Origin of the sequence: Pseudomonas sp. W2Jun17 (assembly GCF_023127795.1) — a bacterium.
Lineage (GTDB): Bacteria > Pseudomonadota > Gammaproteobacteria > Pseudomonadales > Pseudomonadaceae > Aquipseudomonas > Aquipseudomonas synxantha_A.
In genome coordinates this window covers 1-16796 of sequence record NZ_SPKO01000023.1, presented here as the reverse complement: position 1 = coordinate 16796, position 16796 = coordinate 1, and the positions used below count along the sequence as shown (strand labels likewise).

The 16796-nt window shown below is 57.8% G+C and carries 8 protein-coding genes, 1 rRNA gene and 1 pseudogene; 6 read left to right on the top strand and 4 right to left on the bottom strand.

The genetic code is table 11. From position 1 onward, the window contains the following. Together E4O98_RS11980 and E4O98_RS11975 are read left to right on the top strand one after the other, a co-directional pair. Window positions 1-4715 (top strand): annotated as a pseudogene (locus E4O98_RS11980) (LapA family giant adhesin); the annotation flags it as partial. A 151-nt stretch (window positions 4716-4866) separates the two neighbouring features. Beyond that, window positions 4867-5205, top strand: a complete 339-nt coding sequence (locus E4O98_RS11975; protein ID WP_005783528.1) for a hypothetical protein — start codon at window positions 4867-4869, stop codon at window positions 5203-5205. A 69-nt stretch (window positions 5206-5274) separates the two neighbouring features. Here the strand turns inward: E4O98_RS11975 and lapD are convergent, their stop codons facing one another. Both lapD and lapG read right to left on the bottom strand, forming a co-directional pair. After that, entirely contained in the window at window positions 5275-7227 is a 1953-nt protein-coding gene (gene lapD / locus E4O98_RS11970; RefSeq protein ID WP_032878521.1) for a cyclic di-GMP receptor LapD, read from the bottom strand. Between the two features lie 14 nt (window positions 7228-7241). Continuing rightward, a complete protein-coding gene (gene lapG, locus E4O98_RS11965; protein ID WP_032878522.1) occupies window positions 7242-7934 on the bottom strand; it encodes a cysteine protease LapG in 693 nt (230 codons plus the stop codon). A gap of 250 nt (window positions 7935-8184) precedes the next feature. Between lapG and E4O98_RS11960 the strand changes: the two genes are divergently transcribed. The 4 genes from E4O98_RS11960 (at window position 8185) to E4O98_RS11945 (ending at window position 14333) form a co-directional block, all read left to right on the top strand. Further along, a complete protein-coding gene (locus tag E4O98_RS11960) occupies window positions 8185-8895 on the top strand; it encodes a GntR family transcriptional regulator (RefSeq protein ID WP_032878524.1) in 711 nt (236 codons plus the stop codon). A 361-nt stretch (window positions 8896-9256) separates the two neighbouring features. Beyond that, a complete protein-coding gene (locus E4O98_RS11955; protein ID WP_228309177.1) occupies window positions 9257-10015 on the top strand; it encodes a DUF3050 domain-containing protein in 759 nt (252 codons plus the stop codon). After that, entirely contained in the window at window positions 10012-10968 is a 957-nt protein-coding gene (locus tag E4O98_RS11950; RefSeq protein ID WP_032878526.1) for a diiron oxygenase, read from the top strand. The genes E4O98_RS11955 and E4O98_RS11950 overlap by 4 nt, the downstream gene beginning before the upstream one ends. Continuing rightward, the gene (locus E4O98_RS11945; protein ID WP_248135163.1) at window positions 10956-14333 is read left to right on the top strand and encodes an amino acid adenylation domain-containing protein; all 3378 of its coding nucleotides are present in this window, start codon (window positions 10956-10958) and stop codon (window positions 14331-14333) included. The genes E4O98_RS11950 and E4O98_RS11945 overlap by 13 nt, the downstream gene beginning before the upstream one ends. A gap of 79 nt (window positions 14334-14412) precedes the next feature. Here the strand turns inward: E4O98_RS11945 and E4O98_RS11940 are convergent, their stop codons facing one another. Together E4O98_RS11940 and rrf are read right to left on the bottom strand one after the other, a co-directional pair. Then, a complete protein-coding gene (locus E4O98_RS11940; protein WP_078819959.1) occupies window positions 14413-16293 on the bottom strand; it encodes a methyl-accepting chemotaxis protein in 1881 nt (626 codons plus the stop codon). Window positions 16294-16566: 273 nt separating this feature from the next. Further along, window positions 16567-16682 (bottom strand): 5S ribosomal RNA (rrf, locus tag E4O98_RS11935). Window positions 16683-16796: the final 114 nt, after the last annotated feature.

The window sequence follows — 16796 nt, the reverse complement described above, 5'->3', positions numbered from 1 at the left end:
AAGTCGCAGGCAACGGCGCAACCACCACCATCAACGACACCATCGACAAGGTCGATGTGGTCCTGACCGCTACCACCACCGTCGGCGAAGGCGGCAACATCGTCTACACCGCCAGCCTTGTGGATAAGAACGGCGCGCCGGTGACCAACATCACCAGTCCGCTCACCGTTACCCTCGATAACGGCAAGACCATCACCATCGGTGTGAATCAGTCGAGCGGCTCCATCACCACCACCGCGCCTAACGATGTCTACAAAGGCGACCAGACCGTCACAACCGCGATCAAAGGCGTGGCCGGCGGCGAGCATTTCGAAAACCTGGTCCCTGGCACTACCGCAGTAAATACCACCGTCACCGACACGCCGGGCACCACCGACCTGACCACCGTCACCCTGACCGCCCCGACGGCTGTCAACGAAGGCGGCCAGATCACTTACACCGCTACCTTGAACAACAAGGCCGGCAGCGACATGGTGGTCCAGCTCGATAACGGTTCGAGCATCACCATCAAGCAAGGCGCGACCGTGGGCACGGTGACCGTCCCTGCGCCGACTGATGATGTGTTCATCGACAAGAGCACCCAGACCGTCAACATCACCGGCACTACCGGCGGCAATTTCGAGGGTGTGAGCATCACACCGGGCGGCGCCACGACTACCATCAACGACACCATCGACGACGTGACTGTGGTGCTCAAAGCCACTGGTTCTGTCAGCGAAGGCGGGCAGATCGTGTACACCGCGTCCCTGGTCGACAAGAACGGCGTGGCGGTGAACAACGTTGGCTCAGACCTGGTCGTCAAGCTGAATAACGGCTCGACCATTACCATCGGTAATGGCAAGTCCACCAGCTTCACCACCGCCACCGCACCTAACGATGCGTATGTTGGCGCCAATGACGTCACCACCAAAATCACGGGTGTGGTCAGCGGTGGCGACAAGTACGAACACTTGATCGTCGACGGCAGCACCGTGGTCACCAAAGTGACCGATGTGGTCAGCAACACCACCATCAGCATTACCGGCGATGCGTCGGTGACTGAAGGCGGTACGGCGCACTACACGCTGTCCCTGAGCAACCCGCCGCAAACCGACGTGACCGTGACGCTCAAGTACAGCGGCACCGCTACCGACGGTTCAGACTTCAATGGCGTGTACACCGTGAAGATCCCGGCCGGTGCCACCAGCGTACCGTTTGATATCCGCACGCTCGACGACAAGATCACCGAGCCGACGGAAAATATCGTCATCACCATCGACAAGACCACTGGCGGCAACTTCGAAAACCTGGTGGTCGGCAATGGCAGTGTTACCACCAACATCATCGACAATGATGCGCCGCCGGTCATCGACCTGGATGCCAACAACTCCAGCGGCGCCAGCGGTGCGGACTTCAAGACCACCTTCACCGAAGGCGGCACCGGTGTGTCAATTGCTGACACTGACATCAAGATCACCGACCCGGACAGCACCCAACTGACCGGCGCCACCGTGGTATTGACCAACAGCCAGCCAGGCGACTCGCTGAACTTCAGCGGCGTGACAGGCATCAACGTGACCCCGACCACCGACCCTGTGACCGGTAAAATCACCTTGACCCTGACCGGCACGGCGTCGCTGGCCGACTACATGCAGCAGATCAAGAACATCACGTTCACCAACAACAGCCACGACCCAAGCACCACGCCACGCACCATTACCGTGAGCGTGACCGATGGCGGCAACTACTCCAACGTTGCCACCACCACCGTCAACGTGGTGGCGGTCAATGATGCGCCGGTGGCGACTGGCGGTGCCGTAACAGGCACTGAAGACACCGCGCTGGCCCTGACCTGGGCCAACTTCGGCGTGACCGATGTGGACTCGCCGCAAGCCAGCCTGGGGGTGAAAATCACCGAGCTGCCAGTCGCCGGCAAATTGCAGTTCCTGGCAGCGGATGGCAGTACCTGGACCAACGTGACCAACGGCCAGACCTTCACCAAGGCCCAGATTGACGGTGGCCAGTTGCGCTTTATGCCTAACGCCAACGAATCCGGCGCCGATGGTTACGGCGGCACCGGTGTGGGCAACAAGCAAGCGGACTACGCACAGTTCAAGTTCCAGCCAACCGATGGCAAGGACCTGGGCACCAGCGCCACGGTGAAAGTCGATATCACGCCGGTAGCCGACGCGCCGACCCTGAGCGTGGCAGACAACAACGTTGCCTCCACCGGCCTGGTCAAACAGGGCTGGAACAGCATTGCCGGCCTCGGTAACAACGGCAACGGCGCTGCACCGGACGTGCTGAAAAAAGCCATCGATAACGCGGGCACGCCGAACAACACCTCGGTGGTGACCAACGTCGAATCTGTCGACAACGTCACCGCCGGCTCTGGTTCCAAGATTTCCGGCCTGATCTACATGGAAGCGGGCAAGAGCTACACCTTCAGCGGCATCGCCGATGACAGCGTGGTGGTCAACGTTGGCGGTAAAGACGTGGCCAGCGGCTTGTGGGGCACCAACAGCGGCAAGTTCAGCGGCTCGTTCACGCCAACCACCACCGGTTACTACAGCCTTGAGATCTACCAGGCCAACCAAGCGGGGCCTGGCAGCTTTGACGTTAACGTGTCGATCAACGGCGGGGCGGTGCAGAACCTGAGCACCAGCACCGTGCCGTTGTACACCGGCCTTACCGACCTGACCAACGCCGGCGTCACCGTGTCCGACCTGCATGGCAGCAACGGTGACGGTTACTATGTGGGCTACAAGCTCAACGAAGGCCAGGAAAACGGGACGGTCAAACTGTCCAAGGTCACCACCGCGCTGACCGATACCGACGGCTCGGAAACCTTGAGCGTGAAGGTCAGTGGCATTCCGGCAGGTTCGGTACTCACCGACGCGTCGGGCCACACCTTTACCGCAAGTAAGACCGTGGGTGAAGTCAACGTCACCGGCTGGGACCTGAACACGCTGAGCATCAAGCCGCCGACCTACTACAGCGGCCAGTTCAACCTGACGGTCACCTCGACCTCCACCGAAAGCATTGGTGGTTCGGCGACTACCACCGCGCAATTGCCAGTCACGGTGCACCCGGCAACCTACAACCCGGTAACCGGCACTTCGGGCAGCGACACCATCAATGGCAGCGATGGCAACGACATCGTCGTGGCCGACGTCGCCGGCTTGAACGTGGTGCAGGGCAAGAACTACAACATCGCGTTCATGATCGATACGTCGGGCAGTATGGGCGCGAGCTCGATAGCAGCGGCGAAAGCCTCGCTGACCACCACGTTCAACTCGCTGAAAAGCAGTATCGGCTCCAGTACCTCTGGCACCGTGAACATCTTCCTGGCGGACTTCAGTGACCAGGTCAATCGCACGGTGACAGTCAACCTGAAAGACCCAGGTGCGCTGGATTCGCTGCAGAAAGTCCTGGATTCCATGGTATCTACCGGCGGGACCAACTACGAAGACGTGTTCAAGGCCGCGTCCAACTTCTTCAAAAGTGCCCAGGCGACTGGCAACACAGACGCGATCAACACAACGTATTTCATCACCGATGGTCAGCCGACGTTTTACCAGGCGGCCGAGCAGACCAACCCGTACTTGTACGGCAACGTCAGGCTTGATGATGTCGTCACCATGAACAACTACACCATAGGTACCGCCACCCGGATCAACATCGACTCGAGTCACTTAATTGATATCGACTCTGGCGGTAAGGTGACCCTGTGGACCAACAACTGGTGGGGCTGGACGCAGTCCAACCCGGGAACAATCCATGCCCAAGGGGATGGCACCTATGAAATATCGGTACAAGGCGGCCTCGGGTACGATACCGACTACTCCACCACCCTCAACTCCAACAGCGCGTTCGCACTGCTCAAAGGCCTGTCCACAGGTGGCGTAGAAGCCATCGGCCTCAACAGCGGGGTCAGCTTGAACCAAATGGCTCCGTACGACAGCGATGGCAAGCCGCAAGCCAACATCGATCCGAAGGACCTGGCCAACGCGATCCTCGGCCACACCGAGGCGACGTTGCCTGGCGCAGACACTGTCATCGGGGGCGATGGCAACGACATCCTCTTCGGCGACCTGGTGAGCTTCAGCGGGATCAACGGTGAGGGCTACAACGCACTGCAGGCATTTGTGGCGCAGAAGACCGGCGTGACCGTCTCTTCGGTAACCGCCTCTAACGTTCACCAGTACGTTACCGAGCATTACGTGGACTTCGACGTCTCCGGCGCCAAGGATGCCAACGACACGCTGCTGGGCGGCGCGGGCGATGACATCCTGTTCGGCCAGGGCGGCAACGACCTGCTGGACGGCGGCAAAGGCAATGACATCCTGCTGGGCGGCACCGGCAACGACACGCTGATCGGCGGCCAGGGCAACGACATCTTGATTGGTGGTTCAGGTGCCGACACCTTTGTGTGGAAGGCCGGTGACATCGGCAACGATGTGATCAAGGACTTCAAGGCCTCGGAAGGCGACCGCATTGATCTGCGTGATTTGTTGAAAGGTGAGACTGACAGCACCATCGACAACTACCTGAAGATCACCACGGTAGATGGCGTGTCGACCCTGCAAGTCAGCAGCGAAGGCAAGCTCAACGCTGCCGGTGGCCTGGCCAATGCCGATGTGACCATCAAGCTGGAAGGCAATGATTGGTCCCATGTCAGCATCAACTCGCTGATCACTGGCGCCGACCCTACCATCAAGATCGACCATAGCTAAGCTGCAATGGATCGGCCGCCTTCCCGGGCGGCCGATTTTTTTGCCTTATGGGCCGCTGGCCCTGGCGGGCGGTGCGTCGCATACTCACGCCCATACACGCAGCGTTGACCTATGCTGTTGAACGCATGTGGCTCATATTCGAGGGGTTCTTATGTTTTACGTGCAACGTGATGCACTGGGCGCGCTGATTCGCGTAGAGGCGGCCGCCTTTACCGAGTCCACCGAAACCCTGCCGGCCGATCACCATGAGATCCAGGCCTGGTACGCCAACGAAGTGGTGGAAACCAGCCTGGCCCAACTCAAGCAGAGCGACCTGGAGATGATCCGGGTGCTGGATGACTTGATCCAGGTGCTGACCCGCAAAGGCGTCATCAGCGTGACCGACCTGCCGCCGGCAGCCCAGGCCAAGTTGATGGACCGTAACCACGCGCGGGAAGCCTTGGGTGGGTTAAGCCAGTTGATTGATGATGACGAGAAAGGGCTGATCTGAGCCCTGACGCCGAACCTTTATTCAAATGTGGGAGGGGGCAAGCTCCTCCCACATTTGAATGTCCTGATGTCAGTGTGATTTCCAGGGCGCAGGCTCGCCAAACAGCTGGCCCTGCACACCAAAAATCCCCATCTCGCGAATGACCTTCAGCTCGCCCTCGGTCTCCACACGTTCGGCAATCAACGGCAGATCGATGCTGTGGGCTGCGCGCTGGATGGCTTCGATAAACAGACGCTTATCACTTTCCTGGTCGATGTCGCGAATGTAGCTGCCATCGATCTTCAGGTAGGCCAGGCCCAGGCGTGCCAGGTTGCCGATCATGCTGAACCGCCCACCAAAACGCTGCAGGCTGAGGGAAAAACCCAGCTCGCGCAGGCGGTGGGTCATCTGTTCCAGCACCGGCTGCTCGGGGAGTTGCTCTTCACCAATCTCCAGGGTGAGGCGTGAGCCCAGGTTGCTGTGCTGGCGCAGCAGGTCATAAATCCGATTCAGGGCCTGGGTATCCTGGAACGTTGCGGCCGAGAGGTTCAGCGCCAGGTTATGGTTGTGGCTGGCCATCTGCTTGAGGACTTGTTCCAGCATCAAACGGTCCAGGCGGGCCGACCAGCCGAAGCGCTCGAGCCACGGCAGAAAGCGCCCGGCCGGTATCGTGTGGCCTTCCTCGTCCTGCAGGCGCGACAGTACTTTGTAATGCAAGACCAATTGTGGGTCCTGGCTGGCGACGACCGGCTGGAAGTACAGCTGGAAGCGCTGCTGGGTCAGGGCCCGGTCCAACAACGTGTGCCAGGCATGGTGATCGTCACCGACGCTGGCGGCGGCGCTGCTGTCCAGGCACACCCAACTTGTGTCGCCCTGCGCTTCGGCCTGGGCCAGCGCCTGATCGGCGAGGGTCAGCAGTGCTTGGGGTGCATCGCCATGGCTGAACGGCGCCAGGCCGATATAGGCCACCGGCATCACATCGCTGGCGCCGGTCGCCTGCAAGCTGAGCAAGGTGCTCTCCAGGTTCTGCGCCAATTGCAGCGCTTCTTCACGCATCAATCCCGGTGCCAGCACAGCGAACTCGCCGCCGCGGATACGGGTAACGAGGTTATGGGTTTCCGGGTACGGCTCGCACTGACGCAGCAGTTGTTGGCCGACCGCTTGCAGCAATTGGTCGGTGCGCTGGCCGCCCAGGCGTTGGTTGAGGCCGGCAAGGTCCTTGACCCGCAGCAGCAGCAAGTAACCGGAGTTGGTGTCTTCCGGGTTACTGACACGGGCGTTGAGCTGCATTTCGAAATAACGCCGGTTAGCGAGGCCGGTGAGGTTGTCCTGATAGGACTCGGTGCGCAGTTTTTCGCTGCGTTCGGCCTGTTCCTGGAACAACGCCTTGAGCTTTTCCACCATCTGGTTCATGGCTTGCACCACTCGCCGCAGTTCCGGCGTGCGAGGCAGGTCGGGCAGACTGAGGAATTCTCGGCGGGCAATCGCGTGGGACTGTTTGACCATGTAGTCCAACGGCTTCAATTGCCGGCGCAGCAACAGCCCACCGAGCACCACACTGACCGCACCGCACAGCAGTAGCCAGCCCAGGCTGCCCAAGGCGCTTTGCCAGAGCTTGGCCAGGGCGAACATTGGATGGCTGACCACTTCGACTCGCGCCGCCTGCTCCCAGCCACGGCTAACCAGCGCATCACCACCTGCCGGCTCCAGGCCGATCAACTTTACGAACCAGTTGGGCACGCCGTTGTTATCAGGAATGCCGCTGCGCTCGACGATGGTTTTATCCGTCGCCAAGTCCACCACACGGATGCTGGCGTAGTAGCCGCTGTCGAAGATCGAGCTGACCAGCAGCTCCACCATGGCCGGGTCGTCGATATTGGGGGTCAACGACAGCGCCAATGCCGTCGCGGCATCCTGGGCATGGGAACGCAGCTGGTTGACGTATTGGGTGCGCGAGCTTTCCAGGCTGACCATGAAACTGCCGCTGAAGGCGACCACCAGGAACAGACAGATTGCGATCAATAGTTGTTTGAACAGAGACATCCGATCAGTTACTCCTAGTTGGCAGGCTCGGCTGGGAAGCCTTCCGCACGCATTTTTCTCAACACATCCTGCCAGCGCGACAAGCGTTTGGTATCACCGACTTTCTTGTTGCCCTTGGCGCCGGGCAAGTACAAGCCCTCGGCGTTGAATGAATACACCGGGACCAAATCGGTGCGGCGGGTAGCCGGCAGGATTTCGTCCATCAGGCTGTCGAGCACCAGCGGGATTGCGTCAGGCGTCGAATAATAGGTCAGAACCATGTGCGCGCGATTCTGCCGTAAAGCCTTGACGTAGGTAATGCGTAATTTGTCGCTGGACACACCCAGATGACGCAAACTGAAATACTTTGCGATCGCGTAGTCTTCACAGTCACCGGCCCCCTTCCAAAGGGCCTCGACGGGCGTCTCCCAATAATCGACAGCGTGCCAGAGGTCGATGTCTTCCACGTAGGTCATTTGCTTGTTGAAGAACAAATTCACGACCTTGAGCTGCTCCGGCTCGCTGACCTGTTTTTGGCTCGCCAATAGCCGCTGCCAGGCGTCGATACGCTGCTGCCCTTCGCCGAGCGGCCCGTACACGGCGGTAGCCTTGCGGCTGATCTGAGAGAAATCCCAATCGGCACGCAGCCCGCCAAGCATCAAGCCGGCCAACAGAATTGCTGATAACAGCCAGCAAAGAACTCGATAGGGAATAAAACTTACCGCCAAGGCGCTCTGTCCATGAAAGAGACGGAATTTCGAGGAATGGTGAAGCCTGGCCCTACAAAAAACAATGGCACAGTGCAATCATTCATAGGAGGACCGAGTTTATAACCGCCCCTTGTGGGAGACACAAAGTATGCTGTGTAAGCCCTTACAAACGGAAACTTTGGCTGTTTGACAAGCGCTTGGGCCGTCTTTAGTGTGCATTGGATCCAATTGACCACACTGTTATTCAAGAAAGGAGGATAGCGTAACCGTGACGCAGAAGCCGAACCCTTTAAGCAGCATCAAAATAAGCGGGCCTATTCCCGCCCATCTTGCTCGCGCCGTCATTGAAGAAACGTTGCGCAACGCCATCCTCGATGGGCGATTACCCTGTGGCACCGCGATGCGCCAGCAGGAACTGGCGAGTCTGTTCGGCGTCAGCCGTATGCCCGTGCGCGAAGCCTTGCGCCAACTGGAGGCGCAATCCCTGCTGCATGTGGTGACCCACAAGGGGGCCGTGGTGGCGCCGTTGATCGAGGACAATTCGGCTGAGACCTATGCACTGCGCATGTTGCTCGAATCTGAAGCCCTGCGCTTGTCGATCCCGTTGCTCAGTGACGCCGATCTTGCCGAGGCTGAGGCCTGTATCAATGCGCTGGAATGTGAGAAAGACTACAGAGAGATTGGCCGCCTCAATCGCCTGTTTCACATGGTCTTGTACGGCAAGGCACCCAATCAGCGACTGCTCGATCTGGTGGAGCACGGGCTGAATGAAGAGGAACGCTTTCTGCGCTTCAATCTTGAAGCGATGGGATTGGGCGAAACGTCTCAGGAGGATCACCGTGAACTGTTGAGCCTGGTGGCGCAGAAGAAGATCGACGAGAGCATTCTGACGCTGCGTAATCACTTGATGCGGGGTATGGAAGTGATCGCTAACTACCTCAAGGGTCTCGAAAGCGCCGACAAAAAATTCGCGCAATAGGGCCTTCGTTATTCGCTGACCATTACACTATGCGGGGTAACTTTCCATCAGGAAAGTTACCATAATGACAGGCAGTAAAATTTACAAAACTACTAACACCGAAGAACTCTCCCACACTTCAACAACCCGTTACTCCTGCAACAGCTTGCGGACAAAACATCTAATACTTTTATAATCCTCCCCTAACGTTTAATCAGCTTATTATCTTCGCCCGACCAACCGCACCCCTTCATCCGCTGGGCACAACTCTATCAAGGTTGCGCTACCTGCGCGGCCTTGACTAAACGTTACATCTCCAACACAACTAAAAAAACTCCAACACTGCTTTTAGAGCACTCGCAACAACTTATAGGCGTCAACCATGCATCAACATTTTATCGAACAAAGAAAACAAAAACTTTTCGGCCATCCGTTATTTATAGAAATAACCTCACTCGCCAAGTTACGACACTTTATGGAGCACCATGTGTTCGCCGTTTGGGACTTCATGACTCTGACCAAGCGCCTGCAACAAGACCTGACGTGCACTCAGATCCCTTGGCTCCCTCCCGCAGACCCCCACGCTGCCCGCTTGATCAATGAAATTGTGCTGGGCGAGGAATCGGATGAGCATCCAACAGGCGGCCATTGCAGTCATTTCGAGCTTTACCTGGACGCCATGACAGAGGTAGGCGCCAACACCGCCGCCATCACACGGCTCATTGATCTGCAGCATCAGGGCGTGGAAGTCAGCGCGGCTTTGCAGATGATCGATGCGCCCCGTAGCGTGGTGTCATTTGTCGACAGCACATTGCAAATCGCGCTCAGTGCGCCCACCCACTGTGTGGCGGCGGCCTTCCTGCATGGACGCGAGAGTGTCATTCCCTCGATGTTTGAAGGCTTGATGCACAGCAACGCGTTCATTGAGCGTGAAACACCTACCTTCTTCCACTACCTCAACCGCCATATCGAAGTGGACAGCCACGACCATGGGCCAGCGGCAGAACAGTTGCTCCAGCGCTTGATCGGCACAGATCCGCTTCGCCAGAAACAAGCCGATAGCACCGCCCTTGGCGCCGTGGAGCGCCGTATTATGTTCTGGGACAGTGTACTGGCCTCGCTGCAAGAGGTTCGCCCATGAACGCCGTCAATTACCAATCCTTTGCCGATGATTGGGAGCGTCGCGCTACCATCCGCACACGCCCCCGACGCGTACTGGAAAACGACGGCAAACTCATCTTTCCCCTGTGCCGGCAACCGCTGGTACTGAGTGCAACTTTCCTTGAACACTGCCCGCAGTGGCGCGACTTTGTGCTGACGCAGAGCTTCTATAAATTCGTCAATGATGTGGTGATCTTCGAAACCGAAATCGTCGACAAGACCGCTCGCAGCATCGCGAAAAACCGCTTCTCCCTGCCCTTCCCACTCGCTTGCCGCTACGACGCGATGACGGTCGTTGTGGACGAGGATTACCACGCGTTGGTCGCGCTGGATTTTCTTCAGCAAGCCGTGGAAATGACCGGGATCGAACCGCTCAATCTACCCGGGCAAATTGAATTGAGCTGCGCGCTACCGACAGCGCAGGCAAAGGTGCCGGCGCACTTGCACGATGCCGTTGAACTAATCGCCGTGGCTATTGCTGAAAACACCGTTACCCATGATGTGGCAGCTTTCTCAAAAGACGCCAGCGTCAAATCGTCTGTGCGCGGCCTGATGGCCGATCACCTGTTCGATGAGGGCCGTCATGCGCGGTTCTGGGCTCAGTTGGTGCGTATTTACTGGCAGTCGGCAACCCCGCAAGATCGCGACAGCATCGCTCAAGCGCTGCCTGTTTTCCTGGCGCGCTACCTGACCAACGATCTACAACAAGACTTCGACCTGCAACTGATCGAACACCTGGACATCAGTGCCGATACTCGTCTTGCGCTACGTCATGAAATCCATGCGCTGGATTTTCCCATCACCCACCAACATCCACTGGTGGCCAATATCATGGGGTTGCTGCGCCAAAGCGGTGTACTGCAAACGCCCAGCGTCGCCCAGGCACTGAGCGCCTACCTGCCGGTACCAGGGAGGTTGGCATGCGGCGTTTAAAGATCGCGTGGAGTGCCTCCAGCAAAGCCCTGGACGAGCTCAAGAAAGTGCTGGAGCAATACGGGCATATCGCAGGAGCAGGGTCCGTCGACCTGATAATTGAAGATGGGGGGCAGCCACTGCCGCCATTGCCAACCGACGTGCCATGGATAAGCCTGCGCGTGGGTATCGGCCCGTTATCCGAGCACGGGCTGCCCTCGCTGCAGTTGCGCTGCTATGACCGCGAGCGCCGCCTGTTGGCTGTGCAGGGCGTCGCCGAGGAACCCAGCGGCAACGGCCAGCGATTACACCAGCAGGCAACGAACGCATTGGTGGAGTGGGCAGCTTGGTTGGTCTGTGGTTTTTCAAGGGATCCAGGTTATTTCTCTATAGCCGCTACCGCTAACGACTGGCCCGAACAGGGCCTGCAAGGGCTGGAAGCAGTGGCATTCATGCATCGGTTCAACCGCACGACAGACCCGGCTTTACTGCGGGCAGCCAAGGTGCCCATGATTGAAGCGCTGCAGGCCAGTCTTGAGACCTTCGCGAATCGAACAGCGTTGAATATCGCGGGGGACATGCTGACTTATCAGCAACTTCATCGCCATGCCATAGCGATCCAGCAACGCCTGCTTCCTTTGCTGGCAGGCGTGCAGGCACCACCGGTGATCGGTGTGTGCCTGGAAAAATCCACCGAGCTGTATGCAAGTATTCTTGCGGTATTGGGTTGCGGCTGTGTGTATTTGCCGTTGGCTCCGGATCATCCGGTGCAACGTCAGCACAGCATGTTGGAAAGCCTCCAGGCCTGTGTGCTGCTGGATAACGGTCAGCATCCTTTGCGAGATGGCTTCGCGTCCCTTGATGTCAGCAAAATCGCTGTGCACGACGTCGACGCGACACAACCGCTGATGCACCATCACCCCCTTGCCGACGAGCCTTGCATGGCCTTGTTCACGTCGGGGACCACCGGCCAGCCCAAGTGTGTACTCCTGAGCCACTACAATCTGGCGCATTTCAGCGCGTGGCTCACAACCTGTGTGGGGTTGGATCAACACAGTCGCGTCCTGCAGTTTTCGCCACTGGGCTTCGACTCGTCATTGATCGATATTTTCCCGGCCTTGATCGCCGGCGCTGAATTGATTGTCCCCAGCGCAGATCAACGTCACGACCCTCACCAACTGGTAGAGCTGATTCGCCAGCAACGCGTCAGTCATGGATTTCTGCCACCGGCGCTGCTCAGCATTCTGCCGCTGGATAAGCCACTGGGCCTTACTCACTTGCTTACCGGCGGCGATTTCTGCGAGCCCTATGTGATCGAACAACTGGCGGGGCAATGTCAGTTGCATAACCTTTATGGGCCCACCGAGACCACGGTGTTGGCAACACACCGGGTATTCCAACAAGGTGATAGCCATCGCAATATCGGCTACCCCATCGCCAACAGTCAGGTGTTAATCCTCGATGAAAACCTGCAACCGGTGGATGAACAGGTCACGGGCGATTTGTACATTGCCGGTCCAGGCGTCAGCCTCGGCTATTGGAATGCACCGCCGCAACCCGACAGTCCATTCGTTGCGCTGAGGCTGCCGAATGGACAGGTTCTCAAGGCTTACCGCAGCGGCGATTTGGCGAAATGGACGCAAGATGGCATCGAGCTCGGCGGGCGTCGGGATGATCAAGTCAAGATCCGTGGCTTTAGAGTCGAGCCTCAGGAGATTGAGCAGTGCCTGCGCAACAGTCGATTGTTTCGCCAAGTGGCAGTGGTGATCGATCCGACGCACAGAGTCATAGGTTTTGCCGCCCAGCCCGAACCCGGCGCTACGCTGCAGAGCCTGAAGGAACATGCCCGGCAGTGGTTGCCTGTACATATGCAGCCGGTCGCCTGGAGCGAGTTGGCCTGTCTGCCCGGTACGAGTAACGGCAAGGTCGATCGGAAGGCATTATTGGCCCTGCCAATATCCACGCTCGCCGGGGCGACTTGCAGCCCTGTACAAACACCTCTGCAGGCACAGTTGGTGGACTTATGGGCAGAGTTGTTGGCCTTATCCGCAGGCGAACTTTCGATCGATGACAGTTTCTTCAACCTCGGCGGCCACTCCATCCTGTTGTCGAGCCTATTGTTGCGCCTGCGTGAGCAGTTTGGCCGTAGCTTCTGCCTGAGCCCCTTTTTCGAGACACCGACCATCCGCACGTTGGCCGCACTGATGGACGGCGGGGCGCTGCCTGACACCCCTACCCACCGGATGGAAAAAGATGCAGCAAGAATGCTGGGGATCGAGGTGCTGCCTGATACCCACATGGGTGACCCACGCAAAGCGATCGTCACCGGGGCGAACAGTTTTGTCGGGGTACATATCGTCCAAGCGCTACTGGCCGGCGGGGCGCTGGAAGTAGCATGTCTGGTGCGGGAACTGCCCGGGCATTCAGCGGCGGCGCGATTCACCCAGGCACTGCGGGAATACCGCCTGGAACATTTGGACCTGAGCCGAGTGCGGGTGTATGCCGCTGACATGCGCGAACCCCGCCTGGGCTTGGCCGGCAATGTGTATGACTATCTTGCCCGTCATTATGGTGTGCTGGTGCATAACGCCGCACAGGTCAATCATGTACTGGACTATGCGTCACTCGCCAGGGACAACGTCGAGCCGGTGTTTGAGTGCCTGCGCCTCTGCGAAACCCACTGTAAGAAGGTACTTAATTTCATCTCGACGCTGTCGGCCTGCAGCAGCGTGGACGCCGATGGGCACGTCCTTGAATCGCCCGCCGGGCGCGCGCAGCCACTGTATGTGAAAAATGGCTACAACCTCTCGAAATGGGTAGCTGAGCGATTGTTGCGAAGGGCCGTCGAACAAGGGGCCTGGGTCAATATTCATCGGCCGGGAAATATTAGTTTCAACAGCCAGAACGGCGTCTGCCAACCGCAGAAGAACCGCCTGATGCTGATGCTCAAGGGGTCTATGCAATTGGGGCTGGTCCCCCGGTTGGAGGTGAACTTCGATCTGATGCCGGTGGATTTCCTGGCCGGCTTCATAGCCTTCCACAGCGCCCAATTTGCCTTTGGGCGAAACGTATTCAACCTGCACAACCCACAGCCCTTGAGCTGGGATAAGTACCTCGACGCATTCAGCCAGGTCGGGCACGCCTTCGACCGGGTAAGCGTTGAAGACTGGCAGCAGGCGCTGCGAACGGTTGGCCGTGATAACGCGTTGTTCGGTGTGCTGGGTTTCTACCTGGACGAACTGGACGAAGACATCGGCGATACGTCGATGATCCGTTACGACAATGCCCGATGGGGTCTGGAAAGAATGGGTATGGACTATCCGTCAAAGAGCCCGGCGCTGTTACGCAAAGGCTGTGATTACCTCAGGGCCATCAGCTTCCTCTGAACAGCTTCAGAAATTGCCGACGACACTACTGCGCCAATCAGCATTCGGAGCGAGAGGCCTCGCTCCGATGCAAACAGGATCAGATCTTGAAGCTATCAACCAATTGCTTCAATCGACTGGCCTGCTGGGACAGTGCATCGCAGTCTTTGAGCGTCTCGTTGAGGTTAGCCACACCCTGCTGGTTCAACAGGTTGATCTGGTTGATGTCGACGTTGAGGGTTTCAACGACAGCGGTCTGCTCTTCGGTGGCAGCTGCAACCGACTGGTTCATTCCATCAATCTCAACGATACGCTGCGTCACGCTGATCAGGCGCTCACCCGCCTGGTTGGCCACTTCAACGCTTTCTTCGCTGGAAGTCTGGCTGGCATTCATGGTGGTCACTGCTTCACGCGAGCCCACCTGCAACGAAGTGATCATCTTGTGGATCTCCTCTGCCGACTCTTGGGTACGGTGTGCCAGGTTGCGCACTTCATCTGCCACTACGGCGAACCCACGCCCGGCTTCGCCAGCACGGGCGGCTTCAATTGCCGCATTGAGGGCGAGCAAGTTGGTCTGCTGGGAAATGCCTTTGATCACATCCAGAATATGCCCGATGTTGTCGGTACTGGCGTTAAGGGTTTCGATCTGAGTGCAGGACAGACTGATCTTCTGCGACAGCTCCGACATCGCCAGGATGGTTTGCTCAACCACTTTGCGGCCATCGTCAGCCTGTTCGCTGGCACCGCTGGCGTGCTGCGAAGCATCTGCTGCATTGCGGGCGATTTCCTGGGTGGCAGCGCCCAGTTCGTTGATGGCCGCAGCTACGCTGTTGGTACGCGCACTCTGTTCGTCGGAACCGATGATCGAAGCATTGGACGATGCCATTACGCGCTGGGACAAATCATGCACCTGACGCGTTGCCGAAGACACCTCGGAAATCGAGGCGTGGATGCGTTCGACGAATTGATTGAATGCACTGCCGACTTCGCCGAATTCGTCTTTGCTGGTCACTGCAAGTCGTCGGGTCAAATCGCCTTCGCCTTGGGCGATGTCCTGCATGGCGACGCCCATGGTGGTCAGCGGACGCAGCAACACCTGAATCAACAGGCTCAAGAGCACCGCAATGGCCACAACGGCGATCAACATTGCAATCAAAGCCGAGGTACGGAACTTGCCCAGCGGGGCGTAGGCTTTTTCTTTATCAATGGATAGACCGATGTACCAGTCGGCGCCGGGCAAACCGCTGATAGGCGTGAACGAAAGAATACGATCCTGGCCATTGAGAACAACGTCCTGGTTAAGCTTCTCGATACGTACGTTGGTGCCAGGGTAGATGTCCTTGAGATTTTTCATCACCTGGTCCTGGTCAGGACTCACGATGACCTGACCATCACCACTGACCAGAAACGCATGGCCAATGCCGCCGAAGTCAACCGAGTTGATGATCTTCACCAGGGTTTGCAGGCTAAGGTCACCCCCAACAACACCCAACAGTTCGCCGTTCTTTTTCACCGGCATGGCAATTGTCACGATCTGACCGCCTACAGCCGCCATATAAGGCGGGGTAAGCATTGTTTTGTCCGCTACCACCGCCTGCTTGTACCAAGGGCGCTGACGAGGGTCATAGTCCTCAGGCATCTTCGCGTCAGGGCGTTGTGTGAATACCCCATTGGTTTGGCCCACGTAGGTGAACTGGAAGTTGGAGGTAAACGCTGGCTGATCCACCAACCCAGGAAGATCGACGGCACTGCCTTGATGGGCAACGTTCTGCGCCAGGTTCTCGAGGACCAGGATGCGACCACTGAGCCAGTTCTGCACACTGCTGGCGGTAAGCTCGCCGGATTGCTGGATAGACGAGGCCAGGTTTTGCCTGATCGTGCTGCGTTGCAGGTAGTCGTTGTACAGGGTGAATAACGCGAAGGCTAAAACCACGACGCCTGACGCGGCCAACAGAATTTTATGACTGAACTTGAGATTCATTTCATCGACTTCTTTTTGCCAAAGGGGGGTGAGCGTGCCGAGTGGAACATTCCATGTAACGGGATAGGCGGACTCTGCGGTCGCTCTATTTCGGTGCACGCATGGCTCGTCAGGCTTTCGGCCAAACATCGGCAAAGCTTAGAAATTTGTGTGAAGCATCTTCTTTTTGCGTAGGAAACCGACAGGCGGTAGGTGAAGGCGGGAGGGTGTGACATAGAGCCTTAAACGACAAAACCCCTGTCTGCGTTAGCAGACAGGGGTTTCGGAATTCAATCTTGACGATGACCTACTCTCACATGGGGAAACCCCACACTACCATCGGCGATGCATCGTTTCACTGCTGAGTTCGGGATGGTATCAGGTGGTTCCAATGCTCTATGGTCGTCAAGAAATTCTGTGTACCAGACCGTTGCGTTGGCAACGTGCCGGTGAAATTCATGAGCTTCTACATAAACAAAACCCCTGTTTGCGTTAGCAAACAGGGGTTCTGGAATTTAATCTTG